Raw genomic sequence first — 22294 nt, forward strand, 5'->3', positions numbered from 1 at the left:
AGGAGGACTAATCAAATGCGAGAGGTTGTTATTGTAAGCGCTGTCCGAACGGCGATTGGTAATTTTATGGGAACATTAAGTGATACACCAGCAACTGAATTAGGTGCTACAGTCATTAAAGAAGCACTGCATCGTGCTGGAATACAAGGCAAGCAAGTAGATGAAGTGATGATGGGGAATGTACTTCAGGCTGGGTTAGGTCAAGGGCCAGCACGACAAGCAGCACTAAAAGCAGGTGTGCCGGAAGAGGTCCCAGCAACAACTCTAAATAAGCTGTGTGGTTCAGGTTTAAAAGCAGTACATCTTGCATCGCAAGCAATACAATTAGGTGATGCGGAAATCGTTGTTGCCGGTGGTATGGAAAACATGAGCCTTGCACCCTATCTTTTACCAAAAGGAAGAACTGGATACAGAATGGGAGATGGAAGGGTTATTGACAGCATGATTCAAGATGGATTGCAATGTGCAGTCAATGACTATCATATGGGAGTCACGGCAGAAAATATTGCAGAACAATATGGCTTAACACGGGAAGAACAAGATGAATTTGCGGCTTGGAGTCAGCAAAAAGCGGAAATGGCAATGAAAGAAGGGAGATTTAATGAAGAAATCGTTCCCGTTGTTATTCCACAGCGCAAGGGCGATCCGATTATCTTTGATACCGATGAATTCCCGCGTGCTGGCGTTACGGCTGAAAAATTGGCTAGACTAAAACCTGCATTTAAAAAAGATGGTACAGTAACAGCGGGAAATGCTTCAGGTATTAATGATGGAGCAGCAGCACTCGTTTTAATGAGCAGGGAAAAGGCAGAAGAATTAGGGATAAAACCGATGGCAGTATTACGCGCTAACGGATCTGCAGGTGTTGATCCGAAAATCATGGGCATTGGACCAGTTCCAGCAACAAATAAGGCATTGCAAAAATCGGGTCTTTCGATAAAGGATATGGATTTAGTTGAAGCAAATGAAGCTTTTGCAGCTCAGTCATTAGCGGTTGGAAGAGATCTTCAAATTCCAAATGATAAACTAAATGTCAATGGTGGTGCAGTAGCATTAGGGCATCCAATTGGGGCTAGTGGTGCAAGAATTCTGGTAACATTGCTTCACGAAATGAAAAAACAACATTCCCGATATGGCTTAGCAGCGCTCTGTATCGGCGGCGGTATGGGTGTTGCTAGTATAGTAGAAATGGAAAAATAGTTTAATATCAATATACTTTAATGACATATTGAAAAGCTAGTCTTGTGCGTTTAACACCGCTCCGGAAATACACTGCGCGGACCTTAGGGTGACCCGTGAGCCTCCTCGTGCTGACGCGTCTATAGGGGTCTTACTTTGGTTCAACGTGGCACTAAAATATGTCGAACTTTATATTAATTGTGAGGATTAAAAATAAGAATACTTCGAAAAGAGTCACAACTAAAAATAAACTTCACTGGAGGAATGGAAAATGGTTGAAAATAAAGTGGTTTTTATTACAGGTGCAGCAAGCGGAATTGGACATCAAATTGGTGTAGAATTTCTGGAAAAAGGAGCAAAAGTCGTTTTTACAGACATTAACGAAACCAAATTAAAAGAAGTAACAGAAGAACTGCAAAATAAAGGTTATACCTGCTTAGGAATTAAAGTAGATGTAACCAAAGAGGAAGACATTAAACATGCAATTGATAAAACGGTTGAAACATATGGCAGACTGGATGTTTTGTTCAACAATGCAGGATTGCAGCATGTCGCACCAATTGAAGACTTCCCAACAGATAAGTTTGAATTCATGATTAAAGTAATGCAGATCGCACCATTTATTACGATGAAGCACGTGCTTCCAATTATGAAAAAACAAGGCAGTGGCCGAATTCTAAACATGGCTTCGATTAATGGTTTAATCGGATTTGCCGGAAAAGCAGCATACAACAGTGCAAAGCATGGCATCATCGGTTTAACGAAAGTAGCAGCTTTGGAAACGGCTGATCATGGCATTACCGTAAATGCTATTTGCCCCGGATATGTAGACACACCACTAGTACGCGGTCAGTTTGAAGATTTAGCAAAAACACGTAATGTACCGTTAGAGAAAGTAAAAGAGGAAGTACTTTATCCGCTAGTTCCACAAAAACGTTTATTAGATGTGAAGGAAATCGCGGATTATGCCCTATTCTTAGCTAGTGATAAAGCGAAAGGTGTTACTGGTCAGGCAGTTGTTCTTGATGGTGGTTATACGGCACAATAATCTTTCTGCTTAAGTTATTATCTGGATGTTTTCATTCATCTCCCTCAGCATTTCCACTAAATCTATTATTTTGATGGTGTAAATGCTGAGAAAATAATAGAACAAGGGGTGTTTATATGTTTGGAATTATATTAGGTCTTATCGTATTAATGGTCCTAGCTTTTATGGGCTGGTCCATCATTTGGGTAGCACCAATTGCAGCAGGTGTCGTCGCCTTAACAGGTGGTCTTGATCTGTTAGAAGCATATACAGATACGTATATGAGTGGTTTTGTAGGATTTGCTAAACAATGGTTTCCGGTGTTTATGTTAAGTGCCATTTTTGGAAAATTAATGGCAGATACAAAAATGGCTACTTCGATTGCCGAGGGATTAGCCAAATTAATGGGAACAAAACGTGCTATTTTAGGTGTCTTACTTGCGGCTGCAGTATTAACATATGGTGGTATTAGTTTATTCGTTGTCGTATTTGCCATTTATCCACTTGCCTTATCTTTATTTCGTGAGGCCAATATTAGCAGAAAACTGTTGCCGGCAACCGTTGCATTAGGTGCATTTACCTTTACAATGACAGCGCTACCCGGTACGCCACAGATTCAAAACTTAATTCCAATCCCATATTTTCAGACGGATGCAATGGCAGCTCCTATTATGGGTATCGTTGCAGCATTGATTATGGGTGTTGGTGGATACTTTTATTTAATCTGGAGACAAAAACAGTTAACGACAAAAGGGGAAGTTTTCGTAGAGCCAAAAGATAACAGTGTTGTCAAAGTAGATGACGATCATAAGCCAAATATTTGGTTATCCTTATTACCGTTAGCTGCTGTAATTTTGACACTGAATTTATTGAAATGGGATATTGTTGTTGCCCTGCTTGCCGGTAATATTTTAATACTACTGCTTAATCTAACTAAATTTAGAGGCTTTGTTAAATCCATTAATGAAGGGGCAGTAAGTTCGATTACAGCCATTATCAATACGAGTGCGGCGGTAGGTTTTGGTACGGTTGTACAAAATGTTCCTGGATTTGAAAGACTGACAGAATTGTTAATGCGTATTCCTGGTAACCCACTTGTTTCAGAGGCGGTTGCTGTTAACTTATTAGCAGGTGCTACTGGTTCAGCATCTGGTGGTATGGGAATTGCCTTGGAAGCACTTGGTGGAAAGTATTATGAACTTTCACAAACCTCAGGAATTGACCCAGAAGCATTTCACCGGATTGCCTCTCTGGCATCCGGGGGATTAGATGTTCTTCCTCATAATGGTGCGGTATTAACTGTACTTACCATTACAGGCATGACGCATAAGGACAGTTATAAAGATATTGCTGTAGTTGGTATTATCATTCCTATTATTGCTACTATCGTTGCGATTATCATGGCTGCAATGGGAATTTACTAAGAAGCATGGGGAAGGTTCTTTTGTTTCCTTGTTTCAGTTGTTAGGGAAAAGAATCGCCCTTTATATTCAGTAACAGCAGCTTTATCACCCGAAAATAAAGGAGTATTCAATCAATTATTTTTTTTCATCCCCCACTTATAATTATTGAAGTGGGGGTCTTACAGCCAGTTAATCACTTGATAAGCCGTCATTATTATGGTGTCACCAAATACTAACCGCTTTAAAACCTTCCCCATGCTTCCTTATATTCTGGTACAATAAGAGTTAATGAGAACAGCTGTTATAGGGGGGGGGGAGTTATGGAAATGCTTTCAAGAGAGTGGCTGGAGGAAATTATCCATTTATTGAATGAACGGATTGTGGTTGTTAACCGAGAAGGCATAATCCAGTACATGGATAAAGCTTATTGTGATTTTATTCATACTACTCAGGATGAAGTGGTTGGCAAACCAGTTCAGGATGTCATTGAAAATACGAGAATGCACATTGTCGCTAAAACAGGTAAGGAAGAAATTCAGGATTTTCAACCGATTAATGACAGTGTGATGGTGGCAAGTCGCTTCCCTATCATGATTGATGGAAAGTTAGAGGGAGCAGTTGGAACCGTCATGTTTCCCGATCCGGAGAAATTAAGAAGCTTTAAAAATAATATTAAGCAATTAATAAATGATTTACGATATTACCGCTCAGAAGTGGAAAAGGATTTAAAGAGCAAGTACACATTTGATGATTTGGTGGGAGAAAGCCCTGAGTTTAGGAAATTAAAGGAGTTTGCGAAAGTTGTTTCCGGTAGTGATTCCTCTGTCTTACTTACTGGTGAATCTGGTACTGGAAAAGAGTTGTTTGCCAATGCTATTCATAACAGCAGCTTACGGGACGACCACCCATTTGTTCCCATTAATTGTGCAGCCATCCCAGAAGAACTATTGGAATCGGAGTTATTTGGGTATGAGGATGGGGCTTTTACTGGTGCGAAGAGGGGTGGGAAAAAGGGACTGTTTGAAATTGCAGAAAAAGGAACCGTCTTTTTGGATGAAATAGGTGATATGCCCTTATCGATGCAAAGTAAATTATTACGGGCTTTACAGGAAAGAGAGATTCAGCCAGTTGGTGGGCAAAAAATCATTCCAATCGATGTGCGAATCATCGCTGCAACTCATAGGGATTTAGAAAAAATGGTAGAAGAAGGAACATTTCGTCAGGACTTGTACTATCGGATTAACGTCATCCATTTGGAAATTCCTCCATTACGTAAAAGGAAAGATGATATCCCCTTACTTTCGAACATGTTATTAAAGAAATTGGAAAAGAAATTTTATAGGAAAGGAGTCCATCTTTCCACAGAGGTCATGGAGCGGTTTCAGCAGCATTCATGGCCTGGGAATGTACGTGAACTGGAAAATGTACTGGAACGTGCTATCAACGTACTGGACAATGATACTATTGAATTGGGTGATGTACCTTTATATATTAGGGATCAAAAGTCAGACGAAACCAGCACCGAGGATAGTAAACTACCGTCATCAAACAGCGAAAGTAATTTAGCCTCTTTGCCAATACAACCATTAAAAGATACGATGGCACTTGTTGAAAAACAAGTAATCGAAAAAACATTGGAATTCACCCATGGAAATAAATTAAAAGCTGCCAAACTATTGGGAATTGGAAAAACTAGTTTGTATGATAAGTGTAAGGTGTATGATATTAAATAAATTTGAGTGTTTTAACAGAGGAAGAAGACCCACTACCCTTCATAATTGAAGTTTTATTCAGGTTAGACAGGTAAAACAGTGCTAATAAAAGGGCCATACTTATTAGACATATCTAAAATGTGTGGCCCTTTTATTTAATTTCTTGTTGAACTAACGCACCCTGTTTGTTTAAGTACTTATTACAAATTTTCCATTGTATTGATTCACTATTTATCAATAATAATCGATAATTTATAGTTTGCGTGCTCGTTTAACCCTTCCAAAAATTCATTCATTCTTTCATTGGATGGAAATTTACATTCGAGAAGGTAACAACCATCTCCACTAATTTTATAATTATTTATTAGGTATTTTTCTTGTGTTTTAATGAATGACAGATATGGCTGATGATTGGTGTTTTGTGTAATGATGGTAATAAAAGCATGGATAGAGAACCCCAAATTAACTTGGTTAATTTTAATGGTATAACCCACAATAATTCCACTATCCTCTAATTTTTCTACTCTAGCAGAAGTAGCTGGTCCAGTTAAATGGACTTTTTCGCCCAATTCTTTCATTGAAATCCGACTGTTCTTGGAGAGTTCATCTAGGATCTGCAAATCCGTATTGTCTAACATTTATCAAATTCCTTTCATAAATAAAGTAAAACGGACAAAATACTTTAATTAATCTATGTATCGGTCAATAGGTTATAGTTTAAAATATACATTGTTCAAAGAAAATTTCAAAGAAAAGGAGTTATATCATATGAATATACAACAAATTCGAAATGCAACAATAGTTGTAGAATACGCAGAGAAAAAGTTTTTAATCGATCCAATGTTAGCAGAAAAAGGAGCTTATCCGCCTTTTCCAAATACACCAAGACAAGATCAAAATAATCCTTTGGTAAGCTTGCCAACATTCATTGATAATATTATTCAAGACATTGATGCCGTCATCGTCACTCATCTGCACTATGATCATTGGGATGAAGTTGCAAAAGAAGTATTACCAAAGGATATCAAGCTGTTTACCCAAAATGAAGAAGATGCGACGGAAATTCAAAACGCTGGTTTCCAAAATGTAGAGGTATTACAAGAGGATACTGTCTTTTTGAGGGTATCCAATTAATCAAAACCAAAGGCGAACACGGAAGAGGCGAAATCTTAAAACTTGCTGGTCTGGTTTGTGGCGTTATCTTCAAACACCCAACCGAGAATACGTTATATGTAGCTGGGGATACGGTATGGTATGATGCCGTTCAAGAAGTAATTGAAACACATAAACCAGAAATTATTGTGGTAAATGCTGGAGATAATCAATTCTTTGAAGGCGGCTCTTTAGTAATGGGTAAAGATGATGTTTTTGAAGTTTATAAGGCTGCTCCTAAAGCAAAAATTATTGCTGTCCACATGGAAGCGGTAAATCATTGGACATTATCAAGAGAAGAATTAAAAAGCTTTGCTAACAAAAAAGGAATCGCCTCTAATGTTTTAATACCAGATGACGGAGAATCTTACGAATTTTAGGCAAAAGTAGACAAACCATAAGAGAAAACTATGTCCGTTGAGTGAAATAAAGAATTAGTTCGTCGTTTTTATGAAACGATTGAACAGGAAAACTATGATGCACTTAAAGACTTTTGCCACGAAAACTTTGAATTCTACCCTCAAGTGGATATACCCTTTTTATGGTGTAGATGGTCTAATTGAATCAGAGAAGAAAAACGGATTGAAGACGGCAAAATTACCGAGAAAAGATCCTAAAGTCATAACTAATTAAGGGCCCTTTTCAGGGTCTTTTTAGTTCTATGGGTTTTAATCCAATATTTATCGATAAAGTAGTATCATAATCTACTATTGGTATATCCATATTCAATTCGTTCCTCTACAAACCTGCTGTATTAGTACAATAAAAAAGGCACTTATCCATATAAGCACCCGTTAAAAAAGTAGCGTTATTACCAGTTTTAAGAAAAAGCCCTAATAGCTGACGGAAACTTTACTTTTAATAATGTTGAATTACCATTATAAGTTTAGTTGCTTTTAATACAAAGAACCCTATCACAGTCCCCAAAGTGTTTAATATTATATCATCAATATCAAAAGCCCTAATTGGCAACGATAATTGAGTTATCTCAATAAATGTAGAACTAAGTAATCCTACTATTACAATTTCAAACAAACCATTTAATCTATCAAACTTTAATGTGAGCATAAACCCTAACGGCACAAACAATATTATATTCCCTGCTATATTTTTTAAGGGAACCATAAAATAAAAATGGTCCATTAAATTACTTATGCTTGAAAATGGTACAAAATTATTTGATGGTTCATATCCATTCGGAATACCAATTTCAATAGGGAAAATGGTCATTCCAATTATCCAAAGAATACTCACCAGAAAAAATAGATTGATAACCTCTTGTTTTAAATCAAATTTCCTCTTTCTAAAATAGCTGTTCACACTTTTAAAAATCAACCATAAGAAGATTATTACTATTGCAGGTAAAAGAAAGTATATCCTCAAAATTTACCACATCCCTATCTCGACGAATGTTGCACCATAGTCAGCTTCAAAATGTGCATAGATTGGCTTTTCAGGTTGGTGTAATATGTATGTCTGTTTTTCTCTCAATCTCTTTAAAAGTTGCATAGGTATCAGAATAGTATATTTTCAACCATTATTTACCTAATCAAATATGTAAATTTAAAAGGATAATTAGTCACCGTTATGAACTAACTACCCTATGAATTATTATCTTAATTTAATTTTGTCCGTACGGGATGGTTCACTTTCGCTCCGCTTTAGGAAATTAACATTAAATAATATCACTGTTTTTAGCAAAATGATATATTTTCTTAATAGACTCAAGATGAAGACCTTCATGGAAACAGCTGAATAAAAGGGTTTCTCCGACAGTGTAAAAGGTGACGCCAGCGCTATTTGTAAAAGGGGTTGGCAATTTTTCTTCTAATCGTCCTTTAATCGTCTCTCTTATCCGCCCTTTTTGCTCTGCTAGAACAGCGGAAATTTCAGAGAATGTTGGGGGAGTCCCTTCCCAATCAGCGGGTTTCGTTTTTGGGCGGAAGTATGTTTCAAATTCCTTTGGCACTTGGATGTCTTCTCCCAGAACACTGTAGGTAAGTTTGTCCTGAACAAATGCAATGTGACCGAAATTCCAGCGAATATTGTTGTTAAACCCTTTTGGAACGATATCTGCATATTCTTCTGGTATTCGTTTCAAGGAATTTTCAGTTATTTCCCTTACTTTTTCTACATAATTAAAAATCGTTTTTTCCATTTTTAAAACCTCCATTATCCTACATTTATGTAAAAACTTAAGATAAGAAAATGTAATCATCATAAGGAGTGTGAAGTTTTCTAATAATATATATATTCTAGTCGATAATCCAATATCCTCTTTTAATAGGGATTTTTTTCCTCTGAGATTGTATATTTGGAAGGGGGTTTATTTTCATGTTTCTGCTTAAGGTATTGGACTGGGGTATGTTATAGTCATATTATCAAAATGTATAACAAATATGAACGGGAAAAAGGAAGGATACCATGTCAATAATTGATTTTAAGGCTGCGAAGAAATGGTCAAAAATACCAAAGCAATTCCAGGAAAAATTACTCAATAACGTATTTTGTGCGAAATGCGGTGAAACGAGAATAACGGATTATTCCATATATGACGATAAATTTGGTGTTCTATTGAAGGGGAAGTGTAGTAAGTGTGGTAGGGATGTAGTAAGAGTCGTAGAGGATATTGAATAAACGAACGAATCTGATTCATACTTAGAAGTGACCGCTTGAAGTGGTTGCTTTTTTTCATTTTATTATAGGGGTTGTGATTTTTATGAATGCTGGAATATTCCTGGATCGGGATGGGGTAATAAATGAATTGTTAAGTTCCCGTGTGAAGTTTGTGAATAAACCTAAGGATTTTTACTTATTAGACGGAGTGGGGCAAGCCATTCGTATGTTTAATGATGCTGGGTATCATGTTTTTGTGGTAACAAACCAAGGAGGTATTGGGCTTGGGTACATGAAAGAATCGCTGCTGCATAAGGTGCATCAAAAAATGGAAGATGACTTGGCGGAGTTTAGTGCGAAAATCGATGATATCGCCTATTGCCCCCATAAGCCCCATGCTAATTGTGCCTGTCGGAAACCAAAGCCGCAAATGATTTTGGATCTAGCTGAAAAACATCAGGTGGATATTCAGAAAAGTTATATGGTAGGCGACCGGACACCTGATATCGAAGCGGGAAAGGAGGCCGGAACGAAAACCGTCCTTGTCGGAAATCGGGAAGAAAATCAGGTGGAAGCAGATATGTATTTCCAAGATTTATTATCATTTGCAGAATGGATCGTATGAAAAAAGGTGGACATGAAATTGCCCACCTACTGGAAATGTTTTACATTATTTCATTTGCATGTATTCTTCATATCCTTTCAGCCGTAGCTGGCAGGATGGACATGTTCCACAGCCATCACCTTTTATGCCATTATAGCAGGTTAGCGTTTTGGTACGGATATAATTCAGTTTTCCCAAATCGTCTGCGAGTTTCCATGTTTCTGCCTTGTTAAGCCACATTAACGGAGTATGGATAACAAGTCTTTCATCCATTGCTAAATTAAGCGAAACGTTTAAGGATTTTACGAAATCATCCCTGCAGTCCGGATATCCGCTGAAATCTGTTTCGCAAACACCAGTAATGATATGTTTCGCACCAACCTGATTAGCAAGAATGCCGGCGAAGGATAGGAAAACTAAATTTCTGCCAGGAACAAATGTGTTAGGTAATTCGCCATCTTTTCCGTCTTCCACCTCAATATCCGCTCTAGTGAGTGCATTGGGGGTTAATTGATTTAATAAATCCATGTTTAAAATATGGTGTTTAATGCCTAATTCATCGGCAATATCCTTGGCACACTCTATTTCTTCTGCGTGTCGCTGATTATAGTCGAACGTAACGGCCTCTACTTCGTCAAAGTTTTCCAAAGCCCAGAACAGACAAGTTGTGCTGTCCTGTCCACCGCTAAAGACGACCATTGCTTTGTCATTTTTCAAGATGAGTCCCCCTCTAGTAGTCTAGTTAGCAAATTCTCTCTTAGAAATATTCGTAAATTGAAGGATGAATACACCGACGAATTGCATCACTACTTTAATAAGGATTTGCCCTAAAATAGCAGACCAGACACCTGCCCAAGGTACCATTCCAGCGCCAAGCGGCGATAGTCCAACAATAACGAAAATGGCAGAGTCTAAGATTCCTCCAACCGTACCACTATAAAGTACTCTAGTATAAAAGGATTTCTTCATTCTTGAATAAATTTCCGTGTCAAATGCTTCCGATACTAGAAAACTAACAGCACTTGCAAAAACAATCCATAACGTATCACCGAGAAGGTAGCTCGATACCGCAGAAAGCATTAAAGCAATTCCGATAAGCATATACGTATTTTTCTTTCCATATTTATTTTGTACGAAATCTCGTAATATGAACGTAGCTCCAATTAAAAATGACCCATAAGGAATAATAAACATTCCTAATTCCAATGGTGCAAATTTAGCAGTAATAACGTTTGCTAAAATAATCACACTAATATAAAGTAATACTCTCATTTGACATATCTCCTTTAAAAATAATTACCTTTGTTCATTCTTTCTTCTGTATTCAGCATATTTATGTCGTGTCTTTATAGGTAATTAGAAGATTCATGTCAATCATCTCCTCCCCAAATGTTTCTAATCAGGAGGTTACTAGAAAAATAAAAAACTATACCCCTAAAGATATAGCATCCCTAGTTTTTTATAGAGGGTTTGCGCTAGAACCTCTCCTACGATTAGTAGATTTTTTATGAAACTAAAAATCATTTTAACACATTATATAAGAATGTGCCCATACATATACTTAAATTTTTTTGAAAATAAAAGGACTACCATCCCTTAAACAAGAGTATATATATAACAGTTAAAAATGATAAGGGAGGCATTTTATTTTATGTCCAAGAAAATTTTAATTCTTGCTGGGGATGCTGTAGAGGCATTGGAGATTTACTATCCGTATTTTCGCTGTCTGGAGGAAGGGTATGATACAACGATTGCAGCTGCATCACCAAAAAAACTGCATACAGTAGTCCATGATTTTGTTGGCTGGGAAACATATACCGAAAAGGAGGGGTATTTAATTGAGGCAACGATATCTTTTGAGGATGTTCATCCCGAAGAATATGACGGTTTAATCATTCCTGGTGGCCGTGCACCGGAACACATTCGTCTACATGAAGAGGTTCCAAAGATTGTAAGTCACTTTTTTGAAGCCAACAAACCAATTGCAGCAGTTTGTCATGCAAGCCTTGTTCTTACAACGGTGAAAGAGTATATGGAAGGCCGAGAATTAACCGCCTATATTGCTTGTAAGCCAGAAGTGGAAGCAGTTGGTTCAACATATATCAATGAGCCACTGCACACAGACAGAAACCTGATTTCCGGTCATGCCTGGCCTGATTTACCGGGATTAATGAAGGAATTCATAAAACAAGTAAATGCTTAAATGAAAGCTTTTTTTAAAGAATCTTTTCGTTATGAAATAGATATAAATTCCTGACTAAGTAAGTGCACTGCCCGATTCCGCACCGGGCAGTCGTACACCTTAGCGCAACACTTTAGTCTTCGCGGAAACAGAAAAACAATTTTACCGCAATCGGTATACGCCTCCGTAGCTTACCTTGTCCTGCCCAAGTTAAATTGCCCGTTTACCATTCCCTCGTACATGTTCTAGGTCCCCGAATGAACACAGGATTCAAACAAAAGGTCACTTAGAAGGATTCTAGGTGCCTGAATGAACTCAGGATTCAATCAAAAGGTCATGTAGAAAGGTTCTAGGTGCCCGAAAGAACACAGGATTCAATCAAAAGGTCACGTAGAAAGGTTCTAGGTGCCTGAATGAGCTCAGGATTTAATCAAAAGGTCTTGTAGAAGGGTTCTAGGTGCCCGAATAAAGTCAGGATTCAAACAAAAGGTTACGTAGAAAGGTTCTAGGAGCCCGAAAGAACTCAGGATTTAATCAAAAGGTCACGTAGAAAGGTTCTATGTACCCGAAAGAACTCAGGATTTAATCAAAAGGTCACGTAGAAAGGTTCTATGTACCCGAAAGAACTCAGGATTTAATCAAAAGGTCACGTAGAAAGGTTCTATGTACCCGAAAGAACTCAGGATTTAATCAAAAGGTCACGTAGAAGGATTCTAGGTACCCGAAAGAACTCAGGATTCAAACAAAAGGTCACGTAGAAGGATTCTATGTACCCGAAAGAACTCAGGATTCAACCAAAAGGTCATGTAGAAGGATTCTAGGTGCCTGAATGAGCTCGGAATTCAACCAAAAGGTTACGTAGAAAGGTTCTAGGTGCCCGAAAGAACTTGGAATTCAACCAAAAGGTCACGTAGAAAGGTTCTAGGAGCCCGAATGAACTCAGGATTCAACCAAAAGGTCATGTAGAAGGGTTCTAGGTGCCCGAATGAGCTTGGAATTCAATCAAAAAGAAACGTAGAGAAAATCTACATGCCCAAATCAATATTTAATCAATGGACAACGGAGGAACGGGGAGGATCGCTGTTCATAAACTTAAAAGGACAAACTACCTTTTTACAATACCACTGAAAAAAACGCTAAAAAAAGCAACTAAGGAAAAATGATCGCTGTTATATTTGGAGCGGTCATTTTTTTGTGATAAGGAAAGACTAAATTTGATTTAATAGAAAATACTATGTACAACCATGAGGTAAAAAGGAGTGTATTTTCATGAATCAAAATGAAATTAGAGCAAATATCGAAAAAATACTTAATGAAAGCCATACAGGTACAATGGCAACAGTTAAGGGTAATAAGCCACATTCCCGTTATATGACCTTCTTCCATAGGGATTTAAAGTTGTTTACTCCTACAGATAAACATACAGATAAAACGGAAGAGATTGATGAAAACCCATATACCCACATCATTATTGGTTACGAGGGAGAAGGATTTGGAGATGAGTTTGTGGAATATCAGGGAAAAGTGTCTTTCAATCAATCAGAGAAATTGAAAAAGGAATTCTGGAATGAGGACATGAAATTATATTTTGATGGACCAGATGATCCAAATTATTTGATTTTAGAAATTGAACCAATTGGTATCCGATTAATGAATAAAAAAGACGGAGAACCAAAGGAGTTAGAAATATAGAGACTGGCAGGAGTTCTGTCAGTCTTTTCAAAAGTAAATTTTTCATAAGGTATCTGTAAATTTAAACAATTTCGCTCTATATTATGCTTTAATGAGTGATATAAATGATTGGAGGGGTAGTCATGGTGGAAACTAAAATTTACGGTCATAGAGGGTGTATGGGGACTTTTCCGGAAAACACATTGCTGGGATTTAAGCATGCTGTGGAGCAAGGGGTAGACGGCCTGGAATTCGATGTACATATGACGAAGGATGGCGAAGTAGTTGTCATTCATGATGAAATTTTGGATAGAACGACAAATGGGACTGGATATATCAAGGATCTTACATTAGAAGAGATTAAACAGTACAGTGCAGGTGCAAATTATTCGCATTTCCCAAATTATAATGAGGAATCATGGAATGCAGAACGGGTACCAACATTAATAGAAGTGCTGAAATTATTGGAATCCCATGATGTAGAGCTGAACATTGAGTTAAAAACATACTTGATTAACTATAAAGGTATTGAGGAAAAAGTATTAGATATAGTGAATCAGTATGGAAATGGCCACAGAATCATTTTTTCTTCTTTTCATCTGCCTAGTTTATTACGAATAAAAAGATTAGATCCAACAGTTAAGATTGCTTGGCTGCTTGACCATGGTCTTTCCCATCCTCGTGATTATCTGGAAACTTTCGCACTGGAAGCACTTCATATATCCAAGCGTATGATGCTATCCTATGCCTATGAACTAAAGGATTTATCCAAAGATTTGCGAATATGGACGGTAAATAATACTGATGAAATAAAACAGCTACTGGATTTAAAAGTGAATACAATTATTACGGACTTTCCGGACAGAGCCCTATTCTACCGGAGTGAAAGAACTTCCTTTGCATGATTAAAAAAGTAGAGCGCTAAAATAAGCACTCTACTTTTTTAAAAAGATAAGAAAGCATAAATTTGCGCTTTGATCTCTAGCTCCATCGTCCAGCGACTAGCGGACTTCCCTCACCTCCGTACGATAAGTCAACATCGACTCACTCCGTTCGTCGTGTTCCTTTATCTCCTACGGGGACTGTTCGGTTAAAACCGCCGCTTTGCGCGGCAACACCGAACCACCTGGCATGGCCAGGCGCAAAAGGTTTTCGGTGGGACGAGTAATCGCAGTCCCAGTCCGTACGTCGCTAAACGGGCGCTTGCGCTTTTCTAATTATTCAACTACAATAAACCCATCCACACCAGTACGTTCAACCGTAGCTAAATGAGCTTCAGCATTCTCCCGGTCGGAAAAGGCACCTGCCTGCACTCTGTACCACCTTTCCCCGGAAATCGTAACTGTATCCACAAATGAATCAATTCCATTTGATTTCAGGAATGCAACGCGTTCATCTGCATTTTCTCTAACTCGGAATGATCCTGCGATCACTTTATATAAATTGCCATCACCTGTATCAGGTTTTTTTGTTAAGTTCAAAGCTTTTGCTATTCCATTTGCATGACCTTGTGCCACTTTTTGTCTCCAGGAAGATTGCTGCATGAGGGAAGCATCGTTACTGTTATCGATAAAACCATTCTCTGATAAAAAGGCTGACATGGCTGTTTCACGTAAAACATGGAAATTGGCTTTTTTCTTTCCGCGATTTGGCAATTCATTGACTTTAGTTATTTCTTCGTGCATGGTATCGCGATAGTGAGCAGTTTGAGAGGAGTCGCTCAGCCCGCTATAGATGTAGTCCTCATATCCTCTTGCACTACCATTAAAGGCATTGCAATGAATCGATACGAAGTAATCTGCTCCCCAGGAATTGGCATCATTGGTTCGCTGTTCCAGGCTCCTTGTTGTATCTCCTGTTCTACTCATCCGTACTCCCACATTTTCATAGTCATTAATTAAGATGGAACGTATACGAAGGGCAATATCTAAAACAACATCTTTTTCCCTTAACCCATTTCCTTCTGCACCAGGATCAGACCCACCATGCCCTGGGTCCAGGTAAATTTTCATTCGTGCTCACCTCCATAGTAATAATTTATTCGTGCTGGTTTTCCCTGCAAAGGACAAACAACCCAAAAGCTACTAATATCCATATCTGTCTCCTCCCAAAATTGTATTCATTAGTAATATCGAAATGAGTTTGGGTTAGGGGGGATAGTGCAGACATGTTGAGCTAGAGCATAATGATATTTATCATTTCAGGGTAGTCTAAGGGTTGTAAAAATGAATGAAAAAATTATGGAAATAGGGTGACTGTTGCATGAATAAGACAGAAGACGGAGGGACATTTCATTCAAATCAATCAATAGAGGGAACATCTGCGGTACCTGTCCTCATTTTGCTATCTGTATTACCGGGTACATTTCTTTCACACTTTTCTGCAGGGTTAGTAAATATTGCGCTTCCTAATCTATCTCTTTATTTTGAGGCTTCTGTTGGTGCGGTACAATGGATTGTTACGGGCTACTTATTAATGGTCATGCTCTTTTTGCCAATTATGGGCAATCTTTCGGATAAGTATGGGAAAAAACGGATTCATAACTTAGGTTATCTTATATTCGGAGCTGGGATTATATTCTCTGCTTTGTCCTTTTCCTTATGGATTTTAATTGCCTCAAGGTTATTGCAAGGTATTGGAGCGGCTATGCTTCAGGCGACGAATATGGCAATCATTACGGAAAACTATCCGGAAGAAAAGCGTGGAAAAGCACTTGGCATTATTAGTACCGCAGTAGGTGTAGGTGCTATGCTTGGCCCATCTGCTGGAGGGTTGATTATTAACTATTTCTCATGGCATATGCTGTTTTGGATTCAAGTACCCATGATCGTTGTTTCTGTCGTGATGGCCATGAAATTTATCCCCAGTGATAAAAAGGAAAACCCAGCCAGTTCGATGGATTATGTTGGGGCAGCGCTATTTGGGATAACGGTTCCTTCTGTTATTTTTGTGTTAAATGAAATTGGGGAAGGGCAGTTAAATTCTAATTTAATGATAATTGCAGTAATAGCTGTTCTTTGTTTTATTCTATTTATAAGATGGACAAAGAAAAAAGAGGATCCATTTATTAATATGAATATATTTTCCCCGCCAATGGTAAAAGCGGGTTCTTTCATTATTGTAGTAAGCTACATGGCGACATTTGCAACCATGGTTGTCGTGCCATTTTATTTGCAGGGGATATTGGGTGTGTCGCCTTCTGTATCGGGATTCTTACTCATGACCTATCCACTACTGCTTGCTGTATTTGGGCCAATTAGTGGAACGCTATCCGATAAATTTGGCAGTTACCTCGTTGTCTTGGTTGGGCTATTGTTCATGGTTGGGTCACTAATATGCTTGAGCCTATTGACTGAAGGGAGCTCTCTCACATCAGTAGCTGTTTATCTCTGCTTTTTAGGGATTTCCATGGGAGTGCTAACATCACCGAATTATAATCTAATTATGGGCTATGTTTCTATCCGGTATTTAGGTATTATTACAAGTACCATTGCTTTGCTTCGAAATTTAGGAATGGCGATTGGTACCGCTGTCGGTGTTACATTTATGAACGGATTTGTGGACGGTTCCATGACAGAGTGGATGATGACTGGCGAGGAAAGAGAAATTGATCACGTCATGACAGGTTTTACAAGCTTTTTTTGGTTTATGGCAGTATTGACGGTTATTATGATTCTATATTTAGTTTTCAAAAATAAACAATTGCAAAAAACGGAAAAAGAGGTTTAAAGCTGTGTATAAAGGGTATTGTATAATACCCATGTCTTGAATGTTGCTGGAGGATTTTATCTTCCAGCTATTTTTTTGTTAGGTCAGGAAAATATAGCTGGAAAGAGGGTTCGACATAACCAAAAATTTAACATCCTAAACATAAGGCGGATTATGGGTTTTAGCAGATTGTACAACATTCGACAAAAATAGAAAGTGACATACACCTTCTAATTGCATATAATAAGATTCGTGCTTGAAATATATTATAATAAAGGCTGTTTTCCAAAAGAATTTCGTAAATGATTTTGATTCGTAATTTCTATAAACTGCGAACTAATATGATGTTGGAGCTTATTCTACCGCTACGGAAATTACACTACGCGCACTTTAGGGCGGCTGGTGAGCCTCCTCGTGCTGTCGCGTCTTTAGGGGTCTCACCAATGCCTCTTTTCCCACGGGACAAGGAAGGCTTCGGCAGCGTAACATCGCATGCAGAAAAAGTGCTTTTCTTTTTCAAGGAGTCTCCGTTATTTCCTTCGCTAATTTGTGATTTTATATTTCTAACATTGTATTTAGTTAAATAAATTTTAACATAGCTTACCACTATTAAGATGGTTGATTGGAGTGGAGGGCAGTATGACTCCGGAGGGAAAACGGGCAGCTTTAAGACCCCGCAGGAAGTGGTTTTCTTCCGAGGAGGCTGAAGTGTTGCCCGTGGAAAGCGACTGCCCGGAGCGGAAATCAACGTTGCACTAACTTCGCATTTATATCAAATCAATAGCATCAATCAAAAGGAAAATAGCCTAATAAAAAATTAGAGGTGTAAATTGTAAACATGGAATTTAATATAGGTCCTAGGATGGTTAAAACGGGGCTTGCTGTTGCACTGACTTTATTAGTTACAGGAATACTGGATTTGGAGCTGGAAATTGTTGCGGCAATTGCTGCTGTATTAGCAATGCAGCCATCTATCATGCGCTCATTTGCATACATTAAGGAAGTATTGGTTTCGAATGGTGTTGCTGTAATATTTGCGTTGCTTGGAACGTTTTTGCTTGGAAGTCACCCACTATCTGTTGGGGCCGTTGTTATTATTTCTATTTCAATAAATATCCGACTTGGACTGAATAAGACCGTTAGTTTAACCGTTTTGACAATTATGGCAATGATGCTGGCAAGTGATAATGGAATCAATTATATATATATTATCGAACGTATATCCCTGATCGCCATTGGTGTTATCTCTGCTTTTGTTGTAAATGTTCTCGTTTTTCCACCAAATCATAAGAAAAATCTATATCATTTGATCAAGGACACGAGTGAAAAAATTAATTTCCTGATGCGTGTTATTCCAAATAACACGATGAGTATTCCGAAGCAAAAGGAAGAGGATCGGGAAATTGAGAAAATGATAACAAAAGCGAAGGACTATTATGAAATTATATCCGATGAACGAAATCGCTTGTTCATTCGCAATAAAACAGATTTTTTAAGAAGCATTGTCATATATAAGCATATGATCAAAGTGCTGGATAAACAGTACACATTAATTTATCATTTGGAGAAAAACTTAAGAGAAATAGAGAACTCTTCTAGTGCCAAGACGTTTTTAATTAAGAAGCTAGTTAGCGAAATGAATACTTACAGTGAAAATGTCCTTCTCATGTACGAGGAAAAAATTAAACTTGATATGGATCTGCAGAAGGAAACCAAAGCTGCTATGCGTCTTACCATTAATAATTTAATTGATGAACTTCAAGGGGCAGAGTTTGAAAAATGGTCTTATGTATTTCCTGTTGCAAACAGCCTGATTGAATTATTCTATGAACTGGATAAATTAGAAAGATTGGTGCGATTTAAAGAGCTAAAAGAATATAAACGAGATGTTAAAAACTGATGAGCTGAGGCTGGGACAAAAGTGCTTTAGTCAAAGGGAAATCCGAACTATCATTTTAGTTCGGATTTTTCTTTAAATAAGGATGTTTTCCAAAGGGGTGGGCCTGAGTTACTCGTCCCACCGAAAAATTTATTGCTCTTTATATAAAAATTATTTCGCAGTTTATATACACATATTCCATAGCAAACTTCGCGGAAAGTGGCCTTAAAAATTTCTTTTAACAGGTAATCATTCGTTTTAGGATTGTTTTTTTAGCTATGTCCGAACTTTTTTTGTGGGCTAAAAGGCATAAAATGCAGTGAAGAATAAGTAGAACAACCCTATTAGAAGCAAATAGCACTATATTTGCAGCTTATTTACAGAAAATTTACATTCTATCCATTGATTATATAAGTAAATAGTTATATTATTATATAAGAGTAATTATGGAAGGGGTCAAGCTATGCTGAAAACAGTCATTGATATGGAAAAAGCAACGGTCATTTTAAAATTATTAGGAGATAAAACACGCCTAACGATGATGAAAATTTTAGATGATCAATCATGCTGTGTATGTGAATTTGTAGAGATTTTCAAAGCAAGTCAGCCATCGATTAGTCAGCATCTGCGTAAATTAAGAGACATAGGATTGGTTCAGGAAGAGCGAAAGGGACAGTGGATTTTCTATAGTGTAAATAAAGAAAATGAGTACTATCCATTTGTTCAGCAAATCTTAAATCAATTACCTAGTCAAGATGATAAATTAAAAGAATTAGAAGAACAAGGGACACGCATTACTTGTTGTTAATTTAGCTTGGGGGTAACAATTTTGACAGTCACAACGGTTTTAGCATTAGTTATTTTTATTGCAACACTTGTCCTCGTTATTTGGCAGCCTAGAGGACTATCCATTGGCTGGTCAGCAGTCGGTGGGGCAATTTTAGCCTTATTAGTGGGCGTAGTTGATTTTGGTGATGTGATAGAGGTTACCGAAATTGTATGGAATGCAACGCTCGCATTTGTCGCCATTATTATTATTTCATTGATTTTGGACGAGATTGGTTTATTTGAATGGGCAGCATTACATATGGCAAGAGTGGCAAAAGGAAATGGCATCAAGATGTTTGTTTATATCAGTGTCTTAGGTGCGATTGTAGCAGCCTTTTTCGCCAATGATGGTGCGGCGCTGATTTTAACACCAATCGTTTTAGCGATGGTACGTAACTTGAATTTTAAAGAGAAGATGATTTTCCCATTTATTATGGCAAGTGGATTTATCGCGGATACGACGTCCCTGCCATTAATTGTAAGTAACTTAGTAAACATTGTGTCAGCAGATTTCTTTGGTATTGGGTTTGTGGAATATGCATCAAGAATGATAATTCCAAATTTCTTCTCTTTGGCAGCAACAATTACGGTATTATTAATCTATTTTAGAAAAAGTATACCGAAAACATATGATATGTCTAAATTAAATGAACCGGAAAGTGCGATTAAAGATCTTAAAATGTTCCGCCTTTCCTGGTATGTTTTGGCAGTCTTGCTGGTTGGTTACTTAGGAAGTGAGTTTATCAACCTTCCAGTGTCCTTTGTAGCGGGAGTAGTGGCTATCTTCTTTTTAATCATGGCAAGACAAAGCCCCGCAGTAAATACAAGGACAGTAATCAAAGGGGCACCATGGAATATCGTTTTCTTCTCCATTGGAATGTATGTCGTGGTTTACGGACTTGGGAATGCAGGATTAACTTCAATGCTTGCGACAGTAATCGAAGCAGCTGCAGGGCAGGGGCTTTTCGTTGCAACCATGTCGATGGGGTTCATTGCGGCATTTTTATCTTCTATTATGAATAATATGCCAACAGTTATGATTGATGCACTAGCCATCGCAGAAACAAGTACATCTGGTGTAATAAGAGAAGCATTGGTTTATGCCAATGTCATTGGATCAGACTTAGGGCCAAAAATAACCCCAATTGGTTCCCTTGCAACACTAGTATGGCTCCATGTTTTATCACAAAAAGGTGTGAAAATCTCATGGGGAACCTATTTCAAAGTAGGGATCGTCTTAACCGTCCCAATCCTGTTTATCACTTTATTAGGCCTATACTTTACATTATTATTTTATTAAGAAAGTGTTTTTGACACCAAACTTGAAATAATGGTGGTAGTGCAGCGGAAATCAACTGTCCGCTCACTTACACCGGATTTTATATCAAATGACATAACCAACATATAACAAAACTCACAAATAGAGCAATACGAAAAACATAAAAAAGGAGAATCTATCGAATGTCTGAAAAAACGATTTACTTCTTATGTACCGGAAATTCCTGCCGCAGCCAAATGGCAGAAGGATGGGCGAAAAAATATCTTGGAGATGAGTGGGAAGTTCGCAGTGCTGGAATAGAAGCGCACGGCTTAAACCCAAATGCCGTAAAAGCAATGAACGAAGTAGCTATCGATATTAGTAATCAGGAATCTGAAAAAATCGATACGGAGTTCTTAAACAATGCAACATTGGCAGTTACCTTATGCGGAGATGCGAAAGATCGCTGCCCGATGACGCCACCGCATGTAAAACGAGAGCATTGGGGATTTGATGACCCAGCGAAGGCGGAAGGAACTGAGGAAGAAGTTTGGGCAGTGTTTCAGCGCGTTCGTGATGAAATTGGCATGCGAATCAAGAAGTTTGCTGAGACCGGCGAATAGTGAAGAGAAAAGCCTTGAGAATAGATCTCCGGGCTTTTCTGTCCCATTACATATAAGCATATACTTATATAATAATGAAAAGGAGATGGATTAGCATGAAGAAAGTAGAAATTTTCGATCCGGCGATGTGCTGTGCGACAGGTGTATGTGGTCCAAGTGTTGACCCTGATTTAACCCGTCTTGCATCCACTGTGTATTCCTTAGAACAAAAGAATGTTGATATTACACGCTATAATTTGGCAAATGACCCTGCTGCCTTTAGTGATAATGAGAAAGTCAATAAGGTTCTTCATGAAAAAGGCCCAGATGCTCTGCCGATTACACTCCTCGGTGATGAGGTAGTAAAGGTAGGGAGTTATCCATCGAATGACGAGTTTGCGGAATGGCTGGATATGAGAGCGGAAGAATTAACTCAAAAACCACGTGTTCGTGTATCAGTTAAGCTCGACTAA

At 38.0% G+C, this 22294-nt stretch carries 21 protein-coding genes, 1 pseudogene and 1 riboswitch; of the genes and pseudogenes, 16 read left to right on the plus strand and 6 right to left on the minus strand.

Going from position 1 to position 22294, the window contains the following annotated elements:
• Positions 1–15: 15 nt before the first annotated feature.
• The 4 genes from GMJ66_RS09315 to GMJ66_RS09330 all read left to right on the plus strand — a co-directional run bounded on the left by GMJ66_RS09315 (position 16) and on the right by GMJ66_RS09330 (position 5342).
• A complete protein-coding gene (locus GMJ66_RS09315) occupies positions 16–1200 on the plus strand; it encodes an acetyl-CoA C-acetyltransferase (RefSeq protein ID WP_156290054.1) in 1185 nt (394 codons plus the stop codon).
• Between the two features lie 250 nt (positions 1201–1450).
• Positions 1451–2227 (plus strand): 3-hydroxybutyrate dehydrogenase, encoded by a 777-nt coding sequence (locus GMJ66_RS09320; protein ID WP_156290055.1) that lies wholly within the window; start codon positions 1451–1453, stop codon positions 2225–2227.
• A gap of 116 nt (positions 2228–2343) precedes the next feature.
• Positions 2344–3630 carry a GntP family permease gene (locus tag GMJ66_RS09325; protein ID WP_156290056.1) on the plus strand — a complete coding sequence of 429 codons (1287 nt, stop codon included), beginning with the start codon at positions 2344–2346 and terminating at the stop codon, positions 3628–3630.
• 299 nt (positions 3631–3929) lie between these two features.
• Positions 3930–5342 (plus strand): sigma-54 interaction domain-containing protein, encoded by a 1413-nt coding sequence (locus tag GMJ66_RS09330; protein ID WP_156290057.1) that lies wholly within the window; start codon positions 3930–3932, stop codon positions 5340–5342.
• 206 nt (positions 5343–5548) lie between these two features.
• On the opposite strand, the gene GMJ66_RS09335 is transcribed toward GMJ66_RS09330, so the two are convergent.
• Positions 5549–5959 (minus strand): Lrp/AsnC family transcriptional regulator, encoded by a 411-nt coding sequence (locus GMJ66_RS09335; RefSeq protein WP_156290058.1) that lies wholly within the window; start codon positions 5957–5959, stop codon positions 5549–5551.
• A 130-nt stretch (positions 5960–6089) separates the two neighbouring features.
• Here GMJ66_RS09335 and GMJ66_RS09340 point away from each other — a divergent pair.
• A pseudogene (locus tag GMJ66_RS09340) lies at positions 6090–6853 on the plus strand (MBL fold metallo-hydrolase).
• Positions 6854–7331: 478 nt separating this feature from the next.
• Here the strand turns inward: GMJ66_RS09340 and GMJ66_RS09345 are convergent.
• Together GMJ66_RS09345 and GMJ66_RS09350 are read right to left on the minus strand one after the other, a co-directional pair.
• A complete protein-coding gene (locus tag GMJ66_RS09345; RefSeq protein WP_156290059.1) occupies positions 7332–7856 on the minus strand; it encodes a VanZ family protein in 525 nt (174 codons plus the stop codon).
• A gap of 292 nt (positions 7857–8148) precedes the next feature.
• Positions 8149–8631, minus strand: coding sequence for a DinB family protein (locus tag GMJ66_RS09350; RefSeq protein ID WP_156290060.1), 483 nt, complete (start codon positions 8629–8631; stop codon positions 8149–8151).
• A 266-nt stretch (positions 8632–8897) separates the two neighbouring features.
• Between GMJ66_RS09350 and GMJ66_RS09355 the strand changes: the two genes are divergently transcribed.
• Together GMJ66_RS09355 and GMJ66_RS09360 are read left to right on the plus strand one after the other, a co-directional pair.
• A complete protein-coding gene (locus GMJ66_RS09355; RefSeq protein WP_156290061.1) occupies positions 8898–9110 on the plus strand; it encodes a hypothetical protein in 213 nt (70 codons plus the stop codon).
• 82 nt (positions 9111–9192) lie between these two features.
• On the plus strand, positions 9193–9714 hold the full coding sequence (locus GMJ66_RS09360) for a D-glycero-alpha-D-manno-heptose-1,7-bisphosphate 7-phosphatase (RefSeq protein ID WP_156290062.1): 522 nt from the start codon (positions 9193–9195) through the stop codon (positions 9712–9714).
• A gap of 45 nt (positions 9715–9759) precedes the next feature.
• Here the strand turns inward: GMJ66_RS09360 and queC are convergent, their stop codons facing one another.
• Positions 9760–10410 carry a 7-cyano-7-deazaguanine synthase QueC gene (gene queC / locus GMJ66_RS09365; RefSeq protein ID WP_156290063.1) on the minus strand — a complete coding sequence of 217 codons (651 nt, stop codon included), beginning with the start codon at positions 10408–10410 and terminating at the stop codon, positions 9760–9762.
• A 21-nt stretch (positions 10411–10431) separates the two neighbouring features.
• Positions 10432–10965 (minus strand): VUT family protein, encoded by a 534-nt coding sequence (locus GMJ66_RS09370; protein ID WP_156290064.1) that lies wholly within the window; start codon positions 10963–10965, stop codon positions 10432–10434.
• 173 nt (positions 10966–11138) lie between these two features.
• A riboswitch (PreQ1 riboswitch) is annotated at positions 11139–11184 on the minus strand.
• Positions 11185–11344: 160 nt separating this feature from the next.
• On the opposite strand from GMJ66_RS09370, the gene GMJ66_RS09375 reads away from it, so the two are divergent.
• From GMJ66_RS09375 to GMJ66_RS09385, 3 genes are all read left to right on the plus strand, one after another.
• Positions 11345–11896 carry a DJ-1/PfpI family protein gene (locus GMJ66_RS09375; RefSeq protein WP_156290065.1) on the plus strand — a complete coding sequence of 184 codons (552 nt, stop codon included), beginning with the start codon at positions 11345–11347 and terminating at the stop codon, positions 11894–11896.
• Between the two features lie 1248 nt (positions 11897–13144).
• Positions 13145–13567, plus strand: coding sequence for a pyridoxamine 5'-phosphate oxidase family protein (locus tag GMJ66_RS09380; protein ID WP_156290066.1), 423 nt, complete (start codon positions 13145–13147; stop codon positions 13565–13567).
• Between the two features lie 122 nt (positions 13568–13689).
• On the plus strand, positions 13690–14451 hold the full coding sequence (locus GMJ66_RS09385) for a glycerophosphodiester phosphodiesterase (protein ID WP_156290067.1): 762 nt from the start codon (positions 13690–13692) through the stop codon (positions 14449–14451).
• Between the two features lie 312 nt (positions 14452–14763).
• Here the strand turns inward: GMJ66_RS09385 and GMJ66_RS09390 are convergent, their stop codons facing one another.
• The gene (locus GMJ66_RS09390; protein WP_156290068.1) at positions 14764–15558 is read right to left on the minus strand and encodes an N-acetylmuramoyl-L-alanine amidase; all 795 of its coding nucleotides are present in this window, start codon (positions 15556–15558) and stop codon (positions 14764–14766) included.
• A gap of 250 nt (positions 15559–15808) precedes the next feature.
• Between GMJ66_RS09390 and GMJ66_RS09395 the strand changes: the two genes are divergently transcribed.
• The 6 genes from GMJ66_RS09395 (at position 15809) to arsD (ending at position 22294) form a co-directional block, all read left to right on the plus strand.
• Positions 15809–17275, plus strand: coding sequence for an MFS transporter (locus tag GMJ66_RS09395; RefSeq protein WP_156290069.1), 1467 nt, complete (start codon positions 15809–15811; stop codon positions 17273–17275).
• Between the two features lie 817 nt (positions 17276–18092).
• Positions 18093–19154 (plus strand): FUSC family protein, encoded by a 1062-nt coding sequence (locus tag GMJ66_RS09400; RefSeq protein WP_156290070.1) that lies wholly within the window; start codon positions 18093–18095, stop codon positions 19152–19154.
• A 442-nt stretch (positions 19155–19596) separates the two neighbouring features.
• Positions 19597–19941 (plus strand): ArsR/SmtB family transcription factor, encoded by a 345-nt coding sequence (locus GMJ66_RS09405; protein ID WP_156290071.1) that lies wholly within the window; start codon positions 19597–19599, stop codon positions 19939–19941.
• A gap of 21 nt (positions 19942–19962) precedes the next feature.
• Complete coding sequence (locus GMJ66_RS09410; RefSeq protein ID WP_156290072.1) at positions 19963–21261, plus strand: arsenic transporter; 1299 nt, start codon at positions 19963–19965, stop codon at positions 21259–21261.
• A 161-nt stretch (positions 21262–21422) separates the two neighbouring features.
• The gene (gene arsC, locus GMJ66_RS09415; RefSeq protein WP_156290073.1) at positions 21423–21842 is read left to right on the plus strand and encodes an arsenate reductase (thioredoxin); all 420 of its coding nucleotides are present in this window, start codon (positions 21423–21425) and stop codon (positions 21840–21842) included.
• A gap of 95 nt (positions 21843–21937) precedes the next feature.
• Positions 21938–22294, plus strand: a complete 357-nt coding sequence (arsD, locus tag GMJ66_RS09420) for an arsenite efflux transporter metallochaperone ArsD (protein ID WP_156290074.1) — start codon at positions 21938–21940, stop codon at positions 22292–22294.

This window comes from Oceanobacillus salinisoli, from assembly GCF_009733865.1.
Classification (GTDB): domain Bacteria; phylum Bacillota; class Bacilli; order Bacillales; family Amphibacillaceae; genus Oceanobacillus; species Oceanobacillus salinisoli.

What these genes read in the sequence shown, in the direction of transcription:
- GMJ66_RS09315 (WP_156290054.1), top strand. Translation starts at nt 16, where the DNA reads ATGCGAGAGGTTGTTATTGTAAGCGCTGTCCGAACGGCGATTGGTAAT.
- GMJ66_RS09320 (WP_156290055.1), top strand. Translation starts at nt 1,451, where the DNA reads ATGGTTGAAAATAAAGTGGTTTTTATTACAGGTGCAGCAAGCGGAATT.
- GMJ66_RS09325 (WP_156290056.1), top strand. Translation starts at nt 2,344, where the DNA reads ATGTTTGGAATTATATTAGGTCTTATCGTATTAATGGTCCTAGCTTTT.
- GMJ66_RS09330 (WP_156290057.1), top strand. Translation starts at nt 3,930, where the DNA reads ATGGAAATGCTTTCAAGAGAGTGGCTGGAGGAAATTATCCATTTATTG.
- GMJ66_RS09335 (WP_156290058.1), bottom strand. Translation starts at nt 5,959, where the DNA reads ATGTTAGACAATACGGATTTGCAGATCCTAGATGAACTCTCCAAGAAC.
- GMJ66_RS09350 (WP_156290060.1), bottom strand. Translation starts at nt 8,631, where the DNA reads ATGGAAAAAACGATTTTTAATTATGTAGAAAAAGTAAGGGAAATAACT.
- GMJ66_RS09355 (WP_156290061.1), top strand. Translation starts at nt 8,898, where the DNA reads ATGTCAATAATTGATTTTAAGGCTGCGAAGAAATGGTCAAAAATACCA.
- GMJ66_RS09360 (WP_156290062.1), top strand. Translation starts at nt 9,193, where the DNA reads ATGAATGCTGGAATATTCCTGGATCGGGATGGGGTAATAAATGAATTG.
- GMJ66_RS09370 (WP_156290064.1), bottom strand. Translation starts at nt 10,965, where the DNA reads ATGAGAGTATTACTTTATATTAGTGTGATTATTTTAGCAAACGTTATT.
- GMJ66_RS09375 (WP_156290065.1), top strand. Translation starts at nt 11,345, where the DNA reads ATGTCCAAGAAAATTTTAATTCTTGCTGGGGATGCTGTAGAGGCATTG.
- GMJ66_RS09380 (WP_156290066.1), top strand. Translation starts at nt 13,145, where the DNA reads ATGAATCAAAATGAAATTAGAGCAAATATCGAAAAAATACTTAATGAA.
- GMJ66_RS09385 (WP_156290067.1), top strand. Translation starts at nt 13,690, where the DNA reads ATGGTGGAAACTAAAATTTACGGTCATAGAGGGTGTATGGGGACTTTT.
- GMJ66_RS09390 (WP_156290068.1), bottom strand. Translation starts at nt 15,558, where the DNA reads ATGAAAATTTACCTGGACCCAGGGCATGGTGGGTCTGATCCTGGTGCA.
- GMJ66_RS09395 (WP_156290069.1), top strand. Translation starts at nt 15,809, where the DNA reads ATGAATAAGACAGAAGACGGAGGGACATTTCATTCAAATCAATCAATA.
- GMJ66_RS09400 (WP_156290070.1), top strand. Translation starts at nt 18,093, where the DNA reads ATGGAATTTAATATAGGTCCTAGGATGGTTAAAACGGGGCTTGCTGTT.
- GMJ66_RS09405 (WP_156290071.1), top strand. Translation starts at nt 19,597, where the DNA reads ATGCTGAAAACAGTCATTGATATGGAAAAAGCAACGGTCATTTTAAAA.
- arsC (WP_156290073.1), top strand. Translation starts at nt 21,423, where the DNA reads ATGTCTGAAAAAACGATTTACTTCTTATGTACCGGAAATTCCTGCCGC.
- arsD (WP_156290074.1), top strand. Translation starts at nt 21,938, where the DNA reads ATGAAGAAAGTAGAAATTTTCGATCCGGCGATGTGCTGTGCGACAGGT.